This window comes from Streptomyces kryoterrae, from assembly GCF_054072135.1.
On the sequence record NZ_CM133358.1, the window covers coordinates 101,673 to 125,664 of the forward strand.

Here is a 23,992-nt window from a genome sequence, read left to right on the forward strand (position 1 = left end):
AGTTGCTCTCTCTCACAGGTCTTCGGTCGGTCACCGTGGGCCGCGGCGTCGCCGCCGGGAGGGGGGTCAGGCCTGGCCGGTGTACCGGGCGGCCGCGCGCTGGGCTCGCCGGGAGGTGCGCGGCGCCGGGACGGTACCGTCGGCGCCCGGGGCCGTGCCGGGGGCGAGGCCCATCAGTCCGGCGAGGTTGTCCACGAAGGACCGGATGGTCGGGAACTCGACGAAGGAGGCGGCCGGTACCTCGAAGCCGAGTTCCTCGCCGAGCTTGGCGACGACCTCGATGAGCACAAGGGAGTCCAGGCCCAGGTCGAACAGACTGGTGTCGAGAACGGCGAGATGCCGGCCGCCGAGGACCTTGCCGATCGCCTCGGTGAGGTAGTCCCGGATCAGTTCGACGTTGCGCTGTGGGTCGGCCGGGTCGAAGCGGGCGATCAGCCGGTCCCCGGCCGGTGCCGCCTCGGTCCGGGCGCTGTGGTCGCCGGGCTCCACCCAGTGCCGCCGTCGCTCGAAGCGGTGGGTGGGCAGGGGCACCCGGCGGATGTCCCGGCCGGTGTGCACGGCCGCGAAGTCGAGGTCGGCGCCGAGCACCCACTGGTCGGCGGCGACGGTGAGCAGGCGGGCGAGGCCGCCGGGTTCGCCGTCCTGTGGGGTGAGGAGGACCGTGTGCCTGCCGGTGCCGTCGAGCAGCGCGTCCAGGGAATCCGTCGCGTCGGCCGGGCCGGTCCAGCTGACGGGATCGCGGCCCTCGTCATCGGTCATCCAGCGGCCGGTGCGCGGCGATACGACGGGCAGCCGGGGCGGGGCGGCGCGATAGGGAGCGGTGCCGCGGGCCAGGGCGAGGGCGGCGGCGAGCGGGAGTGCCTCGGCAAGTGCGGCGGCCGTGGCGAGGCCGGTGCCGGTGGCGGCGAGGCCGGCCGGTGCGACGCCCCAGGCGATGAGGGCGGTGGCGAGGGCGTATTCGTGGCAGCAGGCGGCGACCGCGCCGTCCTCGGCGAGGAGGGCCTCGGCCTCGCCGGGACGCCCGAGGGCGGCGGCGCAGGTGTCGGCGGTATCCCGGTAGGCGGGCACCGAGGCGTACAGCTCGGCCGCGTCGGCCGGGTCGGCGCCGGTGCCGGTCATGACGAGGACGGGGGCGCTCGGCTCGCGTCCGGTCACGCCACGACGGATGCGTTCCTCGTCGCCGAGGGCGAGCGCCATGGCCGCGGAGCGCGTGCTGCCGGCGACCAGGGCCAACCGGTGGGTGTGTGCGCGGCGTCCGAGGCCGAGGGTCTGGGCGACGGCGGCCGGGTCGAGGCCGGGGTGGGCCCGCAGATGGCGGGCCAGGGCGGCGGCGGCCTGCTGGAGGGCGTCCGCGGAGCGGGCGGAGAGAACCAGCAGCTCCGGCCGACTCTCGTGCGGCGCCTGACCGCGGGCCGGACCCTCCTGGAGGATCACATGGGCGTTCGTCCCGCCGATGCCGAAGGAGCTGACGCCGGCGCGCAGCGGGCCCGTCTCACTCTTCCACTCGGCCTTCTCGGTGTTGACGAAGAACGGGCCGGCGGTGAAGTCGATGTCCGGGTTGGGCTGGGTGAAGTGCAGGCTGGGCACCAGGGTGCGGTGCTCCAGCATCAGCGCGGTCTTGATCAGGCCCGCCATGCCTGCGGCCGTGTCCAGGTGCCCGATGTTGGTCTTCACCGAGCCGAGCGCGCAGTACCCGGTACGGTCGGTGCCGTCACGGAAGGCCTCGGCGAGCGCGGCGACCTCGATGGGGTCGCCGAGCGGAGTGCCGGTACCGTGCGCCTCGACGTAACCGATGCTCTCCGGGTCGACGTCGGCGACGTCCTGGGCGTCGGCGATGACGGCGGCCTGCCCGGAGATGCTGGGCGCCGTGTAACCGGTCTTCGCGGAGCCGTCGTTGTTGATGGCGGAGCCCTTGATGACGGCGTGGATCCAGTCGCCGTCGGCGAGGGCCTCTTTCAGCCGCTTGAGGACAACCATTCCGGCGCCGCTGCCGATCACGGTGCCGCGGGCCTCGGCGTCGAAGGCGCGACAATGGCCGTCGGGCGAGAAGATCATGCCTTCCTGGTACTGGTAGCCCTGACCCGGCGGGTTGAGGTGGACCGCGCCGACCAGGGCCATGTCGCACTCGCCGCCGAGCAGGGCGAGGCAGGCGGTGTGTACGGCGACCAGCGAGGTGGAGCAGGCGGTGTTGACGCTGACGCTGGGGCCGGTCAGGTTGAGCTTGTACGACACCCGGGTGGCGAGGAAGTCCTTGTCGTTGGCGAGCATCAGCCGGTAGTGGTCCACGGAGGACGCGGCCCTGTAGCGATCGCCCAGGTTGTGCAGCAGGTAGGTGTTCATGCCGGCGCCGCCGTAGACGCCGATGTGGGCGTCGGTGCGCTCGGGGTCGTAGCCGGCCCGCTCCAGTGCCTCCAGGGCGCACTCCAGGAAGACCCGGTGCTGCGGGTCGAGGATCTCGGCCTCGTCCTGGGTGAACTGGAAGAGCTCGGAGTCGAACAGGTCGGTACCGGGGATGGTCTGTGCGGCCTTCACATAGCGTGGGTCGGCCAGCCGGGCGGCGGGCACGCCGGCGGCGAGGAGTTCCTCGTCGCTGTACCGGGTCAGCGTCTCGCGGCCTTCGCTGAGGACGTCCCAGAAGCGGTCGACGGAGTCGGCACCCGGGAAGCGGCAGGCCATGCCGATGATGGCGACGTCGGAGTCGGAAAGCGTCATGGTGCTGGTTCTCCTGTTCTGGTGTCAGCTGAGCCGTATGCCGAGGTCGGCGGCGACGGATCGCATATCCAGGAAGCTGCGGGCGACGAAGCGTGCGGCGTCCTCGGAGGCGTCCATGCGCTGGAAGAGGTCGACGAGGCTGCGCTCGTGCTCGTCCGGGTCGCCCTCCCCCGCCGCGATCTCCTTGACGACCTTGCCGAGCCGGTCCTCCACGTCGGCGAGGTCGAGCGAGCGCGGGAACTTGATGCTGAAGGTGTTGCGGTCGTAGGAGGCGTTGCGCTTGACGGACCGCACATGGCTGGCCGCGTTGAGCTTGTAGAACATGCAGTCGAAGTTGCTGAACGAGTAGTAGTTCAGTAGCGGGAAGAGCGTGCAGTGGGTCTCCAGCGGCGACGACTGGTAGAGCCCCTTGGCGCGCAGTTCCTCGACAATGCGGTCGGGGTCGTACTCGTGACGCATGGCGATGAACGGAAAGACGATCTTCGGCAGGTTCTCGTCGTCGTCGAAGAGGAGCTCCTCCAGCTGCCCGCCGAAGAGCGTGTCGGCAAGCCGCTCGCCGAACGTCTTGTAGAAGCCGCGCACGACCTCCCGGACGTTGGACTCCATGGTGAGGATCTGCTGCGGGTCGGCGCACAGCGCGATGTAGGGGATCTTCTGCCGGTAGGCCATGAGGATCGCGCGCAGCACGAAGAAGGTTCGGCAGGAGACGCAGGGCAGTTTCTCGTCGAGGTACTTGCCGGGCTTCTTCGGTGCGGGACGGTTGAACACCTCGCGCATCATCAGCTTGATGTTGTCGTCGTCGGCGTCGAGGACGAACGTCGCCGGGATCTTCTCGCGGGCCAACGCGATGTTCTTGGCGGCGTGCACACTCTCGAAGGGCACGTCGAAGGTGAAGGCCAGCACCCGCTTGCCGTACTCGTTGGCGAACTTGTCCAGCATGTACGTGCTGTCCTTGCCGCCGCTGTACATGAACAGGCAGTCGTACTCGCCGGTGGCGGGCGGCGCCTGCTGGAACTCGGTGAACACCTCGCTGGTGTAGCGGTAGTTGACGAGTAGGTCCTCGGCGAAGTCCAGGTTGCACAGGCTGCATACCCCCTGGTCATCGAGCACCACTCCCGGATGGCCGGCCTTGAGCGAGCAGACCTGGCAGCTGGACACGGAACCCCCTGGTGAAACGGACGGATCTGGCTGTGCGGTGGGTGTGGCGAAGTCGTGTCGTCCGGTCATGGGCGCCGCCCGGTGCGGTCACGGCGGCGGGCGAGCGCCGTCGTGTCCCGGGAGCGCCGGGGCCGGGACACGGCGGGCTCGGCGGGGCGGCCGGCGTCGGCGACATGGGCGGCCATGGCCCGTACGGTCGGATGGCCGAACATGTCGAGGCGGGTGACCTGGAGGCCGAGCCCCTCGCGCAAGGTCGCCACCACGGACGTCAGGCGCAGCGAATCGCCGCCGACGTCGAAGAAGTTGTCCTCGGCACCTACCCACTCCAGGCCGAGCGCCTCGCACCAGACCTCGGCGATGCGCCGCTCCAGGTCGGTGCGGACGGCCGCCGCGCCGCCGGCGACGCGGACGACGTCCGGCTTGGGCAGAGCCTTGCGGTCGACCTTGCCGTTGGGGGTGAGCGGCAGCCGGGGCAGGACGACGAGGGCGGAGGGAACCATATAGGCGGGCAGGCGTTCGCCCAGGGCGACGCGCAGCCCGGCGGTGTCCAGCGGGCCGGCCGGGCCGACCAGGTAGCCGGCCAGGCGGCGTTCGCCGGGCCGGTCCTCGCGGACGACGGCGACGGCAGCGGTGACGCCGGGCAACCGGCACAGGGCGGACTCCACCTCACCGAGTTCGATCCGGTAGCCGTTGAGCTTGATCTGGCCGTCGATCCGCTCCAGGTGCTCCAGGCGGCCGTCGGGCAGGTGACGTACCAGATCGCCGGTGCGGTAGGCGCGGCCGGTGTCGCCGCCGGGGGCGGTGACGAAGCGTTCGGCGGTCAGCTCGGGTCGGCCGAGGTAGCCGTCGGCGACGCCGTCCCCGCACAGGTACAGCTCACCGGGGATGCCGGGCGGGACCGGGACGCCGCGCTCGTCGAGGACGTGGCAGCGGGTGTTGCCGATGGGCCGACCGATGGTGGCCACCTCGCCCGGCAGCACCCGGTCCACGGTGGACCAGATGGTGGTCTCGGTAGGGCCGTACATGTTGTACAACGCACCGACACGGGGGGTGAGTTGCCCGGCCAGTTCGGGGGGCAGCGGTTCGCCCCCGCACAGCGCCCGCAGCGCCGGATCGCCGCTCCAGCCGGCGGCGAGCAGCATCTGCCAGGTGGTCGGGGTGGCCTGCAGGACGGTCGGCGCGGAGCGTTCCACGCGCTCGCGCAGGGCAACACCGTCGGCGGCCTCGGCGGCGGAGAGGATCTCCACGGTGCCGCCCCGCACCAGCGGCAGGTACAGCTCCAGGCCCGCGATGTCGAAGCACACGGTGGTCAGCGCGAGCAGCGAGTCCCGGGAGCCGAAGCCTGGTCTGCGGGCCATCGTCCACAGGAAGTTGACCAGCGCCCGGTGGCCGACCTGGACGCCCTTGGGCAGGCCGGTGGAGCCTGAGGTGTAGATCACGTAGGCGGGAGTGTCCGGATCGGAGCGGTCGAGGGGAGCTGCCGGTGGCCCGGCGCCGAGCGCGGGGGAAACCGGTACCGGAGTGACCGGGAACTCCGCCAGGGTGCCGCCCAGCGTCTCGTCGGTCACGACCAGTCGGGCGCCGGAGTCCTGGAGCATGTGGCCGATCCGGGCCGGCGGGTAGATCGGGTCGATCGGCACGTAGGCGGCGCCGGTGCGCAGGACGGCGAGCAGGCCGACCAGCAGTTCGGGTGAGCGCTCCAGGTAGACGCCGACGAGCGTGCCGGGGCCCGCGCCGAGGCCGACGAGGTGCCGGGCCAGCCGCTCGGCGGCCTCGTCGAGTTCGCCGTAGCTGAGGGCGCGGTCCTGGAAGCGGACGGCGGTGGCATCCGGTGCGGCGCAAGCGATGTCGGTGACCAGGCGGGTCACCGTCTCCTCGCGCGGATACCCCTCGTCGGTGTCGTTCCACCGGCCGAGCAGCAACTCCCGCTCCTCGGGTGCGAGGAGGTCGGCGGTGCCGAGCGTGCGGTGGGGGTCGGCGGCGAGGGCGTCGAGGAAGGCGGCGAAGTGCCCGGCGAGCCAGCGCTCATGGTCCGCGGTCAGTCCGGCGCCCGCGTGGAAGCCGACGGTTCCGTCGGCGCCGATGCGGACGGTCAGCGGCCGGTCAACCGGTTCGGCCGCGCCGCCGGGCAGTACGACGGCGACGGGCAGCCCGGTACGGGCGGCGCCGGTCAGGTCCGGGTGACGCAGGGGCACGTCACGCCGGTACGGCGTGCGGTCCCGGAGTCCGTCGAGTGCGGCGCCGATCAGCTCGGTGAGGCCGGACAGGGTCAGATCGAGCAGCCCTTCCGGGGTGTGCAGGGGCACGCCGGGCGCCAGGATGCGGGAGGCCGCCGGGGAGTCCGCCCGCAGGACGGACACGGCGACGTGCCACTCGTCACCCCGGGAGAGCCGGGCGAGGAAGGCCAAAACGGCGGCGAGGGCCGACCGCTCGGGCTCCGTTCTCCGTTCGCGCAGTGTCTCGGGCAGCAGGACCGGGCCCGCCGGGCGGGCCACCGGGCTCAGCGGGCCGAACCTCGGCGGGAGCACCGGCCGCAGCGACCGCAGGGTGCGCAACCAGCGGCCTTCCTGGCGGTGGGCGGCGCGGGCGGCCTCCGCGAGTTCGACGACAGCAGCGTCGGGCAGGTGCGGAAAACGGCCACCGAGTTCCCGGGCCAGGCCGAGGGGGTCGAGCCGCTCCCCGGACAGGGCGGCGAGGTCGGTGAGGCGGACGTCCCGGTCGCCGGTGGCCACGGTCAGGGCGTCGGGGCCCGCGTCGACGACGGTGCCTGGCTCGGCGGTGGAGGGCCGGTCGGTGACCTGCACGGCTCGGACGGCCAGCAGGTCGTCGCCGTGGGCGAGCAGCGCCGTGCCGAAGTCGTTGCGGCGGCGCCCGAACGCGGTGGCCCGCACCAGTGCGTCCAGTTCGGCGGCGGGCTGGCGCCAGTCGAACACGCCGCCCCGGGGCAGACCGTCGTACCGGCCGTGGTAAGTACGCAGGCCCAGGTCCTGCGGCGTGCGGGTGGCCGTACCGGCGGCCAGTTCGTCGACGAGTTCGCCGAAGGACTCGACGCCCGCCTCGAAGCACGCGACGTCGAGATCGTGCACCGTGACCGCCGGGTCGACGGGCACCGTGCGCTGCTTGAGCACGTCGCCGGTGTCGGCCTCCAACCGCATCACGTGCCAGGTGACGCCGTGCTGCTTGTCGCCGTCGAGGATGGTCCAGCTGGTGGCGAACAGACCCGCGTGCCTGGGCAGCGGACTGTCGTGGAAGTTGACGGGCAGCCGGGTGGGCAGGGCAAGCACCTCCTCCGGGAGCATCCGGAGGTTGGCGATGCTGAACAGGTACTCGAAGCGCAGCGTGGCCAGCCGACCTGCGAGGTCCGCGCCGAACGGTATGGCGGGCAGCCCCTCCCCCTCGGCCCAGGCGAGCAACTCTGCGGAGGGGGACACCACGGCGGCCACCGCGTGTCCGCGGGCCACGAGCAGTCTGGTGCACTCGACGAGGAGGGCCTCCTCCCCGATCACAACACAGCTGAACGGCTCGGCAGTCATCGTCCGCCTCCTTCGGAGTCCCCGCGCTGGGAGAGCAGTTCGGCCAGCAGCTCGTCGACGACCGCATCGGACAGGCCCGCGACCAGGCGCTCGGCATCGCCGGCCGGAGCGGGTTCGGGCGCCGCGGGGGTGGTGGGCTGGGGTGTGGTGACGAGGGCGTTTGGGGTTTCGGGGCTGAGCGCCCGGGCGCCGAAGTGCCCGGCCAGCTGCCGGATGGTGATCCGCTCGAACAGCAGGGTCGCCGGCTGGGGTCCGTAGACCGATTCCAGAGCGCGGGTCATCTCCAGGACGACCAGCGAGTCCACGCCGTAGTTCTCGAAGGTGAGGTCAGGGTCGAGCTGGTCGGGGGTCATCTCCAGCACGCGGGCGAAGACGTCCGTCACCTGGCGCAGGGTGTCGTCCTGGGAGGATGAGGAGAGGAGGGCGACCGGGGCCACGGCGGAGGCCTGCGCAGGGGCCGGAGCCGGGGTCCGCTTCGGCTCGTGCTCCGCCGCCGGGGCCTGCCTGTCGCCGGACACCACGCCGTCGCTGACGGCGGCGATGACGCTCTGGAAGGCTGGTCCTGCCTCCGTCGTCGGGGATGCCGCGCTGATGTCCGTGAAGCCGCACGCGGCCAGCGCGTCCCGCCACTGGCGCTCGCTCGCCAGCGGCGAGCGGGGCATTCGCTGCTCGGGGTCCGAGAACAGCCACCAGCCGGCCGTCAGGCCGAAGACGAGCGCCAGCTGGTGCCGCGCCCGGGTGCCCTCCACCAGCAACAGGACGCCGCCCCGCCGCAACAGCCGCTTGGCCCCGGTCAGCGTGTCGGACAGCCGCCGGGTGGCGTGCATGACGTTGGTCGCGAGCACCACGTCGTGGGCCCCAGGGGGCAGGCCCTGCCCGGCCGGATCGGCCTCGATGTCCAGCACCTCGAAGCGGGTGAAGGGGTACTGCGCGCCGAAGCGGTTCCTGGCCTTGCGGACGAAGGCCGGTGAGACGTCGGTGAAGACGTACTCGATACCGTCGCCGTAGGGGGCGAGGGCGGCGAGCACGGCCACCGTGGTGCCGCCCGTGCCGGCGCCGATCTCCAGGATCCGCACCGTTGCGGCAGGGTCGGCGGCCCGGCGGGCCTCGACCTGCTCGGCCACGAGCCGGGCCACCTCCCCGTTGCAGCGGTCGGTGACCGGGTCACCCCGGTAGACGGCGGCCACACGCTCGGTGGAGCCGTCGGGGAAGAGGACCTCCATGGCGGGGCGGCGGCCGGTGAGCACGTCGGGCAGGGCGGTCAGGCAGTCACCGAGGAGCGAGACAACCGGCGCAAGGGACGGATGACCTTCCGTCAACTGACTCAACTCAAGGAGGAGTTCTTCCTCAGACACGCTCCCGCGCCCCGTCGGGCGCAGACGGCCGCCGTCCGTGACGGTCAGCCAGTCCGCCTCGGCCAGCATGTCCAACTGCGCCTGGAACAGCGCGAAGTGCTCGGGCACCACGCTCAGGCGGGCGGCGAGTTCCTCCCGGGAGGCCTCGCCCGCGCCGAACAAGCCCGCCCGGTCGAACACCGACGCCAGCAGACGCAGCGCCAGCTCCTCCGTTTCGGCCACCGCACGCTGGTGCGCGGCCAGTTCACGGTCGGCCTCGGGCACGCCCGGGAAGCGGACCTCGGGCAGCCGGTCCGGCGCACCGCCCGGCAGCACGCTCAGGGTGCGGTCGGAGTCGATGCCGAGGTTGTCCAGGATCGGCCGGTCGGCGTCCAGGGCGAACACCTGGGGCAGCCCGGCCGCGAGGGTCCGCTCGACGACGGTCAAGCCCTGCTCGGCGCTCAGCGGCCGGATGCCGGCGGCGCCGAAGCGGCGCAGCACCCGCTCCCGCTCCGGGTCACCGCCCGCGTGCCAGTAGCCGAGGTTGAGGACCCGCACCGGGAAGGGCAGAGTCCGGGCGGCGTGCAGGGCAAAGGCGTCGGCGAAGGTGCAGCCGGCGGCGTAGCCGGCCTGGCCGTGGTTGCCCTCGAAGGCCACTCCGGACGAATAGAGGAGCGCGAAGTCCAGCGGTACCTCCCGCACCGCGTGCAGCAGACTCCAGGTGGAGTCGGTCTTGGACTCCAGAGCGGTCCGCAGCCCGTCCTCCGGCAGCTCTCTCAGCACCTGGTTGACCAGCACCATCGCCGCGTTGACCACCCCGTGCAGGGCGCCGAACTCCTGTCCGGCGAGATCGACGGCCTTCTTCAGCTCGCCCGGGTCGGTGGCGTCGAGGGCGAGGTAGCGGACCTCGGCGCCCGCCTTCTCCAGCTCCGCGACGATCTGCCGCCGGGTCTCGTCGAGCGGCGAGCGGCCGACCACGACCAGCTTCGCTCCGTAGACGCGGGCCAGGTGCCGGCAGGTGTCCCGGCCGACGGCCCCGAGCCCGCCGATGACCAGGTAGACGCCGCCCGGGCGGAACCGGGGTGCGGCGGCGGGCAGTTCGACCCGCTCCAGGGTGCGCACCCGGCGGACGCCCGCGCGCAGCGAGACCGGCACCGGCCGGGCCGGGAACGGCTCGGCCACGATCGCGTCGACCGCCTGGGCGGCCTCCGCCGCGCGTACGTCGACGAGCGCCACACGCAGCGCGGGGAACTCCTTGGCCGCCACGGCGGCCAGGCCTGCGGTCCCGGCGGCCCACGGGGAGGAGTCGTCGCCCGCCTCCAGCGGGTGGACGTCCGTGGTGACGACCTTCAGATGTGTCTCGCGCTCCAGCAGGCCGTGCCGCGCCAGCGCCCGCACCAGGCGGTACAGGGCGACCGGGCCCCGGTCGGTCAGGGCGCGCAGCTCGGCGCGGCCGGCGGGCTCGCGCCCGGGTGCCGTGGCCAGGAAGTAGACCAGGTCCGGTGCGCCGAATCCGGCCAAGGCGCGGTCGAGTTCGGTGTCCGTGAGGCCGCCGGGGCCGACCGGAAGCCGTCGCACGTGGGCGCCGTGGTGGGCGCGGGCGATTCCGGTGGCGGGCTCGGCGTCCAGCCGCTCCCCGACCAGGAGCACGCTGCGGGCGGCCGCGGCACGCTCTTCGGCGGGCCGGGAGGTCCACGTCGGCCGGTGCACGATCACCGCGGACGGCTTGGCCTCGCGGTAGGTCAGGCCCTCGAACCGGACCCGCACCGCGCCGGTGTCGTCGCAGAGCAGCACCTCGCAGCGGTCGGTTCCGGTCTCCCGGACGTACGACCAGCCGGTCGTGGGGACGGTGCCGAACACCTCGACGCGGTCGGCCGCGAACGGCAGCATCGGCCGGGCGTGTTCGCCCCGGCGGCGGACCAGCAGGGCGGCGACGGTGTGCAGGGCAGCGTCCAGGACGCCCGGGTGCAGGACGTGCGCCGGGTCGTCGCCGGCGGGCTCGCCGATCCGGCCGAGCACCTCGTCCCGGCCGGTCCACAGCTGCCGGACGCGGCGGAAGAACGGCCCGTACGGCAGCCCCTGCCCGGCCAGCGCCCGGTAGAAGGAGTCTTCGCCCGGACCTTCGTCCAGGCGGGCGCGCAGCGCGGTGACATCGAGGGCGGCGGGCGCGGGCGGCGCGGTGGCGAGCCGGCCGCAGGAGCGTACGCCGTCGTCGGCGCCGCGGATCTCGTACCGGTCGCCCTCGAAGGCCACCGCCACCGTCTCCTCGGCCTCGCTCAGGGCCAGCGGGACGACCCATCGGACGTCCACGCAGGCCCGCCCGGCCAGTCCCCCACTCGCCTCGGCGACCAGGTCCAGGTGCCCGACACCGGGCAGGATGGGCCGCCCGTCGACCACGTGGTCACGCAGCACCGGCTCGGCGGCGGCGAGCCTGCGTTCCCACCGGCGCGGACCCTGCGCAGGGTCGGGAGCGAGCGTGGTGTCGAGCCAGTGCCGTACCCGTTCGAAGGGATACGTCGGCAGTGGCACCCGACGGCGCTCGGCGGGGCGCAGGCGGTGCAGCATGTCCCAGTCGACGGTGACACCCGAGACCCACAGCCGGCCGAGGAGGTCGTCGGCGCCGGCCGCGAGCTGGGTGGCGAGGAAGTCGTCGCCACCCATGCCGTCGGTCAGCAGACCGGCCAGCATCGGATGCTGCTCCACCCTGCCCCGGTGCAGCCACTGGCCGACCTCGCCCCGGCCGACTGCGGCAAGCTTGCCGGCCGCGTCCGCGAGGTCGGCGGCGACGAACGCCAGCCGTGCCGCGAGGGGTTCGCGGCCCACGCGCAGGGTGTGGGCGACGTCGGCCAGCCTCGGGGAACCCGGCTCGGCGAGGGCGCGGCCCAGGTCGGCCGCGTAGGCGCGCAGGCGGTCCTCGTCGCGGGCGGACAGGACGATCAGATCCGCCTGCTCGGGCCCGGCAGAGGCCGGCTCGGGGGTCAGGTACTCCTCCACGACGACGTGCGCGTTGGTGCCGCCCGCCCCGAACGAACTGACGGCTGCGCGGCGCGGCAGCGGACGGCCGTCACCGTCGTACGCGCGCGGCCATGGCGCCGTCTCCCGCTGCACGGTGAACGGCGAGCTCTCGAAGTCGATGACCGGGTTGAGTTCCTCGGCGTGCAGCGTGGGCAGCAGCGTGCCGTGGCGCAGCTGCAGGACGGCCTTGGTGAGCCCGGCGATCCCGGCGGCGCCCTCCAGGTGCCCGATCGCGGACTTCACCGAGCCGAGTGCGCAGAATCCCGTGTCGCCGGTGTGCCGGGCGAAGGCCTGGGCCAGCGCGGTGTGCTCGATCGGGTCACCCAGGGCGGTGCCGGTGCCGTGCGCCTCGACACAGCCGATGGTGCGGGCGTCGATACCGGCGGCGGCCAGCGACTGTTCCACCAGCGCCTGCTGGGCCTGCGGGTTGGGCACGGTGTAGCCGCTGGTCCGGCCTCCGTGGTTGACGGCGCTGGAACGGATCACGGCGTGCACGGTGTCGCCGTCGCGGACCGCGTCCGACAGTCGCTTGAGCACCACCGCGCCGACGCCCTCGCCGGGCACGTACCCGGTGCCGCCCGCGCCGAAGGCCCGGCAGCGGCCATCGGCGGACAGCATGGTCTTGCGGCTGAGGTGCACGTACTTGTCGGGGTGCACGGCGACGTTGACGCCGCCGGCGATGGCGTACGAGCACTCGCCGCGGTGGATGCTCTCGCAGGCCTGGTGCACGGCGACGAGAGACGCGGAGCAGGCCGTGTCGATCACCACGCTCGGGCCGCGGAAGTCACCGAAGTAGGAGACCTGGTTGGCGATGGCGGAACGGTTGGCCAACACGACCTGGTGGTTGCTGCGGGCCGACTCGGCGGCGGCGAGAATCGCGTAGTCGTCCCACATGACGCCGACGAACACGCCGACGTCGTGCCCCTGGCCACCGTGGCGGGGCGCCGGGATACGGGACGGCGGGTAGCCGGCGTTCTCCAGCGCCGACCAGGCCGTCTGCAGGAAGAGCCGCTCCTGCGGGTCCATCGTGCGGGCCTGCTTGGGCGCGATCTGGAAGAACAGTGAGTCGAAGGAGTCCACGTCCGACAGGAAGCCGCCCCAGCGGCTGTAGCTGCGGCCCGGTGCGGCCGGGTCCGCGTCGAACAGGGCGTCGGCGTCCCAGCGGTCCGCGGGGACCTCGGTGACACAGTCGCGGCCCTCGGCGAGGTTGCGCCAGAACTCCTCCAGGGTGTCCGCCTGGGGATAGCGGCCGCTGATGCCGATGATGGCGATCGGCTCGTCGGCGGCCCGGCCGGCGGGCCGGGTGTGCGGGCCCGGGGCGGGCGTGGGGGCGGGAGCGGGAGCGGCGTCCCGCCGCGACGGCTGTGTCTTCGGCCGCGGCGGCTCGGTGTCCTCGGGGAACAAGCGGGTGACGGCGTCGGCCTGCTCGGCGAGGAGGTGGCCGGCCAGCTCGTCGACCGTCCGGAACTCGAAGAACACGGTGCCACGCAGGCCCGGGAAGTCCCTGCCCAACAGCGAGTTGGACTCCATGACCAGCACCGAGTCCAGGCCGTATTCGTCCAGCGGGACGCGGCTGTCGAGGCGCCCGGCGGGCAGCTTGAGCACCCCCGCGAGGACCTCCCGCAGGTGTTCCACCAACCGGTCCCGCAGTCGACCGGCGCGGGCGGCGGGCGCCGGCGCGACCGGCCGGGACGGGACGGGCGTACCCGTCAGGGCTGCGTCGACGGCCTCCGGGTCGCCCCAGGCGGGCACGAGCCACGAGGCGCCGGGAGCGAAGGAGCGTACGAGGAGGTCCAGGCCCGCTTCCGCGGTCAGCGCCCGCATCCCGGTGCGGCGGGTGTACGCGGCCAGTTCCTCCTCGCGGACCAGTCCGTCGACCCCGCCGACCGCCCAGAGCGGCCAGGCCAGGGACAGACTGCGGCCGTGCCTCTCGCCCCGGCCTACCCGGCGGTCGCGGAGCACCGTGTAGAGGTCGGCGAAGCGGTTGGCGGTGGCGTAGCCGGCCGCTCCGAAGTCACCGATGAGGGAGGAGACGGAGGAGAAGACCACGAAGAGGTCGAGAGGGTCCTCGCGGGTCAGCCGGTCCAGGTGGACCAGGCCGTGTGTCTTGGCGCCGAGCAGCCGGGCGAAGCGCACCCGGTCGCCGTCGGCACGGCCCTCGTCGGCGACGCCCGCCAGGTGGAACACGCCGTGCAGGGCGCCGAACCGGTCGCGGGCGGCGGCCAGCGCCGCGCCAAGTTCGTCGGCCCGGGCCACGTCGGCACGCAGCGCGAGTACCTCGGCACCGAGGCCGGTCAGCGTGCGGTGCCAGGCGTGGGTCCGCTCGTCGGGCGCGGAACGGCCGATCAGCACCAGTTTGGCCGCGTGGGTGCGGGCCAGGTGCTCGGCGAGGACACGGCCGATGGCACCGGCGCCGCCGGTCACGACGTACACGCCCCCGTTCCGCAGGGGCACGGCGGCCGGGGTGGCGGGGCCGGTGAGCGGGCGCAGGGAACGTACCTGCCGCTCGCCGAAGGCCGTACGGCGGACCTCCAGACCTGCGGCACGGGGTGCGGCGCGCAGTTCCACCGCCACGGCCTGGGCGACCTCTGCGGCCGGAGCCGCGATATCAACGCCAAGGGTGAGTAGTTCCAGGCGTGGTGCCACCGGCCCCGTGGAGCGGGCGAACCCGGCCAGGGCGGCCCACTCGGGCCGGTCCTCGCCGGCGTTCTGCGTGTGCAGCACCAGGCATCGCGCCCGCCCGGGCAGCACGCCGGTGCGGGCCGCGTCGAGCACGTCCAGGACAGGGGCGCAGGCGCGCTCGAGCAGGTCGGCGGGCGAGCCGTCGTCCGCGTCGCCGAGGACGACCGCGAGGTCGATCCCGTCCCCGTCGGTGAGGGAGGCGAGTCGGCCGGTGTCCTCACCGACGGCGACGACGCGCCGCCACATGCCGGTCGCGGTCAGCGCGGACTCCAGTTCCGGGTGGCGGCCGAGCAGGACGAGGGTCCGGGCGACGTCCGCCGGTTCCGGGTCGGCGGCGGGGCGCCAGCACGGCTCGTACAGGCGGGGTTCGCCAGAGGCGGGCTCGGGCTCGGCCCGCGCGGCGGGCGTACGGCCCGCAAGCGCCTCCTGGGCGCCGGCTGCGGGGCCCGCAAGGGCCGCCCGGATGCCGGGCAGACGGCCCGCGAAGTCCCGTACGGAGACGAGCACGCGGCCCTGGTCGTCGTACACGGTCAGGTCGAAGCGGCGTACGCCCGCCGACTCGCCGGCCAGCCGGGCGTGGGCGTGGCAGACCTCGGGCAGCGGGGCGAAGGTGTCCAGGGCGCCGAGGCTGAAGGGGACTGCGAGTTCACCGGAGCTCGGCGCTGTGGTCCGACCGGTCCAGTGACAGGCCCGCAGGGCGCCGTCTAGGAGCGCCGGGGGCAGCAGGGTGTCCGGGGCGGTGCCGGCATGGGCCAGGCGGACCAGCGCCTCGCCGGGACCGACCCGGATCTCGTCGATGACGTGGAAGGAGGGGCCGTACGCGAACCCGGCGGCCGCGTACTCGGTGTACGCGGTGGGTCCGTCGCGTACCACGGACAGACGGGCGCGCACCGCGGCGAGGTCCTCGGCGGCCTCAGGGCCGGCGGGGGCCGGGACGGCACTGCCCCGGGCGTGGGTGGTGCGGCCGGCACCGGTCCCGCTGTACACCTCAAAGGCCAGCCCCGTGCCGTCCGCGCCGAAGGAGACGTACAAGTCCATTTGGCCGTCGGCGGGTTCGATGGCCCGGCCCCACACCACCTCGCGCAGGGCGTGCCGGATTCCGGGCTCGGCGAGCGCGGCGGCGGCGCGGACGAACTCCAGCGTCGCCGCGCCCGCGAGCAGCGGCCGGCCCTCGATCACGTGGTCGCGCAGCAGCGGGTCGTGCGCGCGCAGCGTCTTGCGAAAGCGGACCTCGGTGACGGTGGACTCGTTGGCGTCGACCAGCGGATGCGGAGCGGCCGTGCCCAGGTCGGGGTCGAGCGGGATCCAGTAGCGCTCCGCGGCGAACGGGTATCGCGGGGCGCGCACCCGGCGCGGGGCAGGCCCCGGCCGACCGGCGTGCCAGGCTGCCCAGTCCACGTCGGCGCCGCCCAGCCAGCGGCGGGCCGACTCGGCCAGCGGGCCCGCGTCGGCGAGGTCGGGGGCCGGGCCGCCTTCGGCGAACCGGCGCAGGGCGGCGACGAGTTCGCCGCCGTCGGTGACCGCCACCGCGAACCGGGAGCGGAGGGGCTCGCGGCCCACCTGGGTGGTGAAGCACAGGTCGGCGAGCGGCACCCGCTCGGTCCGGACGAAGCGGGCGGCCGACTCGGCGTAGACGCGCAGCCGTTCCTCGTCGCGGGCGGAGAGCAGGAACAGCACGGGTTCGCCGGTGCTGTTCTGCTCGCCCGCCGGTACATCGGTGACCGGGTCGGGGTTCGGGGACTCCTCCAGGACAAGGTGCGCGTTGGCGCCGCCCGCGCCGAAGGAGCTGAGTCCGGCCCGGCGCGGCCGGTCCCCGTCGGGCCAGGCGGACAGCTCACGCTGGACGCGGAACGGGGAACGCTCGAAGTCGATGTTGGGGTTCAGCTCGGCCGAGTGCAGCGAGGGCACCAGGGTCTGGTGCCGGAACTGCAGCAGCACCTTGGTGAGTCCGGCGATGCCGGCCGCGGACTCCAGGTGCCCGATGTTGGACTTGACCGAGCCGATCGGCCAGGTGCCGGGCGCGGCCCCGGCCGCCTGGTAGGCGTGGGTGAGGCCGGTCAGTTCGATCGGGTCGCCCAGGGCGGTGCCGGTGCCGTGCGCCTCGACGTAGCCGATGTCCTCCGGGGCGACGCCGGCCCGATCCAGCGCGGTGGTGATCGCGCGCTGCTGGGCACGCGGGCTGGGCACGCTGTATCCGTTGGTCCGGGCGCCGTGGTTGACGGCGCTGCCCAGGATCAGGCCGTGGACGCGGTCCCCGTCGGCCAGCGCCTTGCGGTAGGGCTTGAGCAGCACGGCGCCGACGCCTTCCCCGGGCACATAGCCGTCGCCGTCCGCGCCGAAGGCCCGGCAGCGGCCGTCGGAGGACAGGAAGCGGCCTTGGCTGAGGAAGGCGAACTTGTACGGATGGACGGAGACGTTGACGCCCCCGGCGATGGCCAGTTCGCTCTCACCCCGGCGCAGGCTCTCACAGGCCAGGTGGATCGCGGTGAGCGAGGAGGAGCACATGGTGTCCAGCGCCATGCTCGGACCGGACAGGTCCAGGGCGTGGCTGACCCGGTTGGCGATGGTGGCGAAGGAGGAGCCGGTGAGCGGCCGTCCGCCGCGCAGGGCGTCCAGGGCGCCGTGGAACTGGTACTCGCCGTACATCACGCCGACGTACACGCCCACGGGTGCCCCGGCCAGGTCGGCGCGGCGGTATCCGGCGTCCTCCAGGACGTGCCAAGCGTTCTGCAGGAACAGGCGCTCCTGGGGGTCCATCAGTTCGGCCTGGCGCGGGGAGATGCCGAAGAAGAGGGGGTCGAAGCGGTCGACGTCACGTAGGAATCCGCCCCACCGGGTGTGGGCAAGGCCGGGCGCCGCCGGGTCAGGGTCGTGCCAGCGGCGGCTGTCCCAGCGCTCGGCGGGGATCTCGGTGATGGCGTCGCGGCCCTCGGCCAGGGCGGTCCAGAGCTCGTCGAGATCGTCGGCGGCCGGGTAGCGGCCGGCCAGGCCGATGACGGCGATGGCATCGGTGTCGTCCTCGGCGGGTCCGGCGACGCCGGTTCGTGCGGTACGGCGCGGGGCGCGCGGCGGGCGCGGTGCGGTGCCTTCGGCAGTGGGCGTGACCGGTGCGGCCGTCGGTGTCCCGCCGGTCAGCTCGGCCGCGTGGTGCTCGGCGAAGTAGTCGGCGAGTTCGCCCGGGGTGGCGTATTCGAAGAACAGGGTCTTGGACAGGGCGTCGAAGTGCCGGTCCAGCTTGCGGTTGAGCTTGGTGATCATCAGGGAGTCGATGCCGAGCCGGTCGAACGGGGCGTCCTCGGCCAGTTCGGCGGGATCCAGGCCGGTCTCGGCGGCGATGAGCTCGCGCAGTAGCCGCAGGGCCTCGTCGCGCAGGGGGCCACCCTCGGCGGGCGCGGTGGCCGCGGCGGTGCGGGCCACCCGGGCGACGGGTGCGGTGAGCGATGTGGTGATGGTGCGGAGGTCTCCGTAGGCGGCGACGAGCGCGCCGGGGGTGCCGAGGGCCTGTTCGAACAGGGCGAGGCCGACCTCTGTGGGCAGCACACCGAAGCCGGTGCGGGCGGCGATGTGCGCGGCGGCCTCGGTGCTCTGGCGCATCCCGCCGTCGGCCCACATCGGCCAGGCGATCGCGGTGATCCGGCCGTGCCGTTCTGCGTAGGCCTCCAGGTAGGCGTTGGCGTACGCGTAGTCGCTCTGGCCGGGGTTCCCGATGTGGGCGGCGATGGAGGAGAAGGCGACGAAGAAGTCCAGCGGGTCGTCGGCGGTGGCCGCGTCCAGAGCGCGCAGACCGGCGGCCTTGGGGGCGAGTACGGCGGCGAAGTCCTCGGCGGACTTGGTCAGGGCGAAGCCGTCGCGCAGTACACCGGCGGCATGGACGACACCGGTGAGCGGCCCGAACTCCTCGCGTATGGAGGCGAGTCGGGCGGTCAGGGTGTCCGAGTCGGTCACGTCGACGCTGCGGTAGACCAGGCGCTCGTCAAGGTCGGCGGGCCGTTCGCTGCGGCCCAGCAGGACCACGCGGGCGTCGGCCCGGGAGAGCAGCCGACCGGCGACGGCGCGGCCCAGTCCGCCGGCGCCGCCCGTCACGATGTACACGCCGCCGTCGCGGACTGTTGCCGGACCGGCGGCCGGGGCCGGCTCGGCCTGCGGTATCCGTCGGCCCTGTGCGGTGTGGGCGACCTCCGGGTCGCGGCCGTGGCCGGCCAGTTCGCCGGCGAGCGCGTCGGTCTCGGCCACGTCCTCGGCGAGGCCGACGGCCTGCACTTCGAGGAGGGGGTTCTCCGCGCGGACGGTCCGGGCGAAGGCGCCGAGTGCGGCGCGTTCGGGGCGCGGGCCGTCGGTGTCATGACGGTGCAGCAGCAGGACGCGCACGGGTGTGGCGGGGCGGGCGGCGAGGAGCGTGCGGACGACGTGCAGCGCCTGTTCGACGGTCGGTTCGTCGACGAGGACGACGTCGGGCGCTGTGGCCGGGGTGAGGTCGCGGGTGACCGTGCCGGCGCCCAGGGCGGTGAGGTGAGCGACGAGCTGTGCGCCGCGCGCAGGGTCGGCGGTGACGACGGCGGCCGTGTCACCGACGGGTGCGCCGGTGGGCTCGGCGGGCGCGGCGGTCCAGCCGCGGACCAGCAGGGCCGTCTCGCGGGGCTCGACGAGCACGCGCACGGCGAGGTCGTGCAGGTGGGCCAGGACCTGACCGTGGGCGTCCACGACGGTGAGGTCGGCGTGTGCGGTCCGCTCCCCCAGCCGGCCGGCCGTGACGCGGACGTGGCAGGGCCCGGTGACGGGGGCGTGCACGGTCAGTTCGCCCAGGGCCAGCGGCAGGAAGCCGTCGGCCTTGTCGCCGTAGGCGCGGACCAGCAGCACGACCAGGGCGTGCAGGGCTCCGTCCAGGAGGGCGGGGTTGAGCGCGACGCCGTCGAGCGAGGCGCCGTCGGGCAGTTCGAGGGTGCCGAGGGCCTCCCCGTCGCCGAGCCGGACCTCGGTGAGGGCCCGCATGCGGGGGCCGTAGTCCAGGCGGTGAGCGCGCAGGATGTCGTAGCAGTCGGTGTGGGTGACCAACTCGGCGCAGCGGTCCGCAACGGCGGCCGGGTCGACCGGTGCCGGGCGGTCGACGGCTCCGGAATGAATCTCGCCGGCCGCGACAACCCGCTCGTCGGCGGTGAGTTCGAACCCGACCGTGTCGCGCTCGCGCCACAGCTGGACCAGCGCGGTGCGCGGCCCGGTGGTGTACGAGAGGAGCTGCTCGAAGGAGACTCCGCGCAGCCGGACCGGTCCGCCGAGGGAGAGTTCGCCGGCCGCGCGGACGAGTTCCAGTTGTCCAGCGGCGGGCAGGACTGGCTCGGTGTCGACGCGGTGGTCGGCGAGGTAGAACTCGGTGCCGGTGCGGGAACTGCGGTAGGCGAGGGTGTCCAGGGTGGAGACGTTCTCGTCCAGCATGGGGTGCAGGTCGGGGCCGGTGACCCGATCGGCGGGTGCGCTGGTGTCCGGGCCGGTCAGCCAGCAGCGGCGGCCCTCGAAGGGGTACGTCGGCAGCGGGACGCGGCCGCGCTCCTCGCCCTCGAACCAGGCAGCCCAGTCGACGACTGCGCCGGCCTGCCAGGCGCGGGCCACGCCGTCCCAGGGGCCGTCGGTCACGCCGAGGGTGACACCACGGACCTCGTCGTGGGCGCCGCGCACGGGGATGCGCGCGCGGGCGGCGGGCGGTACCGGGCCGTCGCTCAGCGCGTCCTGAAGTTTTAATGCCCCGGTCACGCAGGCGGCGGCCCGGGCCGCGAGCCCGTCGCCATGCACCGCGACCGGGGTGAGGCCCCAGTCGAGCCACAGCTTGCCGAGCGCGTACTGCACGGCGAACGACCGCCCCCGCTCGCCGAGTCGGTCGGCGCCCGCGGCGAGTGCGGCCTCGTGGTGCCCAGCGAAGGCGGGCTCGGCAGCGGCCCACCGGCCGGCCAGGCCCGCCGCGTCAGGGACGTCCTCGGCGAAAACGAAGGAGACCTCGCCGGTCCCGGGCCGCTCGGGAACCGGGGCGTCCCGCAGCGCCCGGACGAGGGCGGCGGGGTCGGAGCCGGTGACGGCGAGCCGGTACTCGTGGGCGCGGCGGCCCACGGCCAGTGTGTAGGCGACATCGGCGAGCGCGGCCGGGTCGTCGCCGTCGAGGTGGGCGGCCAGGTTCTGGGCGGTCGTGGCCAGCGCGGTGGCGGTGCGGGCGGACACGACCAGCAGCTGCTGCGCGCGGTGTGCGTCGCCGGTGACGGGGGCGGGCGGGGCCTCCTGGAGGATCACGTGCGCGTTGGTGCCGCCGATACCGAAGGAGCTGACACCCGCGCGCAGCGGGCCCTCCCCTGTCCAGGGGGCGGTGTCGGTGCTCACCTTGAAGGGGCCGGCCGCGAAGTCGATGGCCGGGTTGGGGGTGGTGTGGTTGACGGTCGGCACCAGCGTCCGGTGCTTCATCATCAGCACCGTCTTGATCATGCCCGCGACACCTGCCGCCGCGTCCAGGTGGCCGATGTTGGACTTCACCGAGCCGATGGCGCAGAACCCGGTGTCGGCCGTGGACTCTCTGAACGCCCGGGTGAGCGCCGAGACCTCGACCGGGTCGCCGAGGCGGGTGGCGGTGCCGTGTGCCTCGACGTATCCGATGGAACGGGGATCGACACCGGAGACAGTGTGCGCCTCGCGGATGACGGCGGTCTGGCCGGCGGCGCCGGGCGCGGCGAAGCTCACCTTGCCTGAGCCGTCGTTGTTGGTGGCCGTGCCCTTGATGACGGCATGGATGGTGTCCCGGTCCGCGATGGCGTCCCGCAGAAGCTTGAGGACCAGGACACCGACGCCGTTGCCGAGGACGGTGCCGCTGGCGTCCGCGTCGAAGGTGCGCACGTGCCCGTCCCGGGAGAGGATCGCACCCTCCTCGTACAGGTACCCCTTGGCCTGCGGCAGTTTCACGGTGACACCGCCGGCCAGCGCCATGTCGCACTCGCCGTTGATCAGGCCCTGGCAGGCCAGGTGGAGGGCGACGAGGGAGGTGGAGCAGGCGGTCTGGACGGCGTAGCTGGGGCCCTTGAGGTCGAGTTTGTACGACAGCCGGGTGGCCAGGAAGTCCTTGTCGTTGCCGACCATCACCGCGAAGTGGTGGGAGGTGGTGGTCTGGTCGACGTGAGGCAGAACCTGCTGCTGGAGGTAGGTGTTGATGGCCGCGCCGGCGTAGACGCTGATCAGCCCGTCGTAACGGGCGGGGTCGTAGCCGGCGTGTTCCAGGGCTGCGTGGCCGGCCGTCAGCAGGATGCGGTGCTGCGGGTCGGTGATCGCGGCCTCGGCCGGGGTGAACTCGAAGTACCCGGTGTCGAACAGGTCGATGTCCGGGATGATCCCGTGGGCGGGGACGTACTCCGGGTCGTCCAGCAGCAGGGCGGGCACCCCCGCCGCCGCCAGTTCCTCGCGGCTGAAGCGGGTGATGCCCTCACGGCCCTGGCTCAGCAGGCGCCAGAAGGAGTCCAGGTCGTCGGCGCCGGGGAAACGCCCGGTCATGCCGATAATGGCGACGTCCGTCTCGGCAACCGCCGGAACCGGCTTGTTCACTGACCCAACACTCCTTATTTTCCTGCGCTCACTCGGGGAAGAGAAGATGCTCCGGCTCGTGACGAACTAGCGGGCAGCCGCTTCCGCGACGATGGTGTCGCCGTGGTACCAGGGGTTTCCGGCGGCCTCGGAGATGAGGTTGCGCGACTGCGTCTCGTGTGCGCGGCCGAGAGCCAGCGTGAGGTGCTGGACGAACTCCAGGGCGGTGAAGTACTTCCGCATGAAGGTGGGTTCGGCCATGGGGACCTCGATCACCTCGATGTTCGCGTTCTCCGGGCGGGCGCTCGTGAGCAGGCCTGTCAGGTTCTTCCGCTTGCCCTGCGTGTACTCGTCGTCGTCCGCGTCGGCGAAGAGCAGCACGCTGTGCTTGCGCGTCGGGTCCGACAGGGTCGCCACCTCGCTGTGGCAGAACTCGTGGAAGTAGTTGCGGGTGGCCGGCACCATGGCGATCTCGTTGAGGTGCATCTTGGCCAGCTTGAGCAGGCTCTCGTGCCACACCGGCGAGGCGACCATGATGATGTTGGCGTCTCGGCTCCGCAGTGCCGCCGTGCGCGCCAACTCCCGGTGCGCGTCGGTGAAGTCGTCGGCCAGGTGGTCCGGGAGCGCCCGCACCTCGTCTCCGAAGTCCTGCGCGACCAGGCCCAGCCGGAAGAAGACGTCCAGCAGGATGGCGAAGTACTGCCCGACGTGGAACAAGGGGTACTCGCGGTCGGGCTCGCTCAGCTCCCAGCGCAGGATGGACACACCGGCCTCGCGGCCGAGCTCGGCCAGGCGCCCGCCGGAGGTGAGCAGAACCATCCGGTCGTGGGCGTGCGCGAGTGCGTGGAAGGCCCGCGCGGGCTCCAGGGAGTGGCCGCTGTAGGAGCTCAGGATGATCAGGGTCCGGTCGTCGTCGATGACGGAGGACGGCAACAGGTACGCGTGGTCGTAGTCGTTGAAGACGTGGAACTCCACCTCGGTGCCCGTCGAGATGAAGAAGGCGCGGACGACATCGGAGACGATCGCCGAGCACCCCATGCCGGTGAAGACCACACGCTTGAAGTGACCTGTGCCGATACGTTCGCGCAAGCTGCCGGACAGCTCGTCCAGCGAGTATTCATCGGACTTCGTGAATCCCTTCCGGTAATTATCGGAGAGAAATTCTTCGTACCGGTCCATACGGGTATGCACGTACACAGCCTCTTTCCGGAAAATGGAAGTGGATTATTTTCTCGCTCATGCCCCGAGAATCACCACATGAACTGCCCGCCGTCCACGATCAACTTCTGACCGGTGACGTATGAAGATTTCTCCCCGATCAGAAATTCCAGCGCGTCGGCCATCATGTCGACATCCCCGATACGTCGCTGCGGGATCTCATCGAGCAACTTGTCTCGATAGTGCGATTCGCCCGTCCGGAATCGCGTGCGCATCTCCTCGGTGTCAATCATTCCGGGAATCAGCGAGTTGACGCGAATGGTCGGAGCGAGCTCCATGGCAAGGCATTTCGTGAAGTGCAGGAGCCCCGCCTTGCTGGCGCAGTAGTTCAGTCCGTCCAGCCGCGGGCGGATCCCCGTGGTGGCCGCGACGTTCACCACCGATCCACCGCCCGCCTCGAGCATCTTCGGCGCGAGCGTCCGCGTGAGATAGAACGGCGCGGACAGATTGGCCGCGATCACCTGATCCCAGTCGTCGAACGACATGTCGAGGAAGGGACGGTCGATGTTCCGGCCGGCGTTGTTGACCAGCACCCTGGGCGCCCCATACTCCGCGAGCAGCTCGTCCCCCACGGTGACCACCGCGTCGGGGTCCGCCAGGTCGGCCTGCAGGGCCCGGAAGGAGCCGCCGAACTCTCGCTCGGCCGCGGCCGCGGACTCCTTGTCGCCCCGGTACAGCGCCACGACCCGGTACCCCAACGACACCAGGCGCCTACTCAGTCCGAGCCCGATGCCTTTGGTACCGCCGGTCACCATCGCGAATTCCCTGTGCACCCTCATGTCTCCTGTACGCATC

General features: G+C 72.9%; 6 protein-coding genes. All 6 read right to left on the reverse strand.

Annotation, left to right across the window (positions count from 1 at the left end):
* Positions 1 to 66 precede the first annotated feature (66 nt).
* The 6 genes from ACW4TU_RS00400 to ACW4TU_RS00425 all read right to left on the reverse strand — a co-directional run bounded on the left by ACW4TU_RS00400 (position 67) and on the right by ACW4TU_RS00425 (position 23,970).
* A complete protein-coding gene (locus ACW4TU_RS00400) occupies positions 67 to 2,712 on the reverse strand; it encodes a type I polyketide synthase (RefSeq protein ID WP_457423406.1) in 2,646 nt (881 codons plus the stop codon).
* Positions 2,713 to 2,736: 24 nt separating this feature from the next.
* Complete coding sequence (locus tag ACW4TU_RS00405) at positions 2,737 to 3,870, reverse strand: adenine nucleotide alpha hydrolase family protein (protein ID WP_457423408.1); 1,134 nt, start codon at positions 3,868 to 3,870, stop codon at positions 2,737 to 2,739.
* Between the two features lie 65 nt (positions 3,871 to 3,935).
* Positions 3,936 to 7,403 carry an amino acid adenylation domain-containing protein gene (locus tag ACW4TU_RS00410; RefSeq protein WP_457423410.1) on the reverse strand — a complete coding sequence of 1,156 codons (3,468 nt, stop codon included), beginning with the start codon at positions 7,401 to 7,403 and terminating at the stop codon, positions 3,936 to 3,938.
* Positions 7,400 to 21,949, reverse strand: coding sequence for an SDR family NAD(P)-dependent oxidoreductase (locus ACW4TU_RS00415; protein ID WP_457430625.1), 14,550 nt, complete (start codon positions 21,947 to 21,949; stop codon positions 7,400 to 7,402). Before ACW4TU_RS00415 ends, ACW4TU_RS00410 begins: the two co-directional genes overlap by 4 nt.
* A 117-nt stretch (positions 21,950 to 22,066) precedes the next feature.
* Positions 22,067 to 23,170 (reverse strand): SIS domain-containing protein, encoded by a 1,104-nt coding sequence (locus tag ACW4TU_RS00420; protein ID WP_457423412.1) that lies wholly within the window; start codon positions 23,168 to 23,170, stop codon positions 22,067 to 22,069.
* A 59-nt stretch (positions 23,171 to 23,229) separates the two neighbouring features.
* On the reverse strand, positions 23,230 to 23,970 hold the full coding sequence (locus tag ACW4TU_RS00425; RefSeq protein WP_457423414.1) for an SDR family NAD(P)-dependent oxidoreductase: 741 nt from the start codon (positions 23,968 to 23,970) through the stop codon (positions 23,230 to 23,232).
* Positions 23,971 to 23,992: the final 22 nt, after the last annotated feature.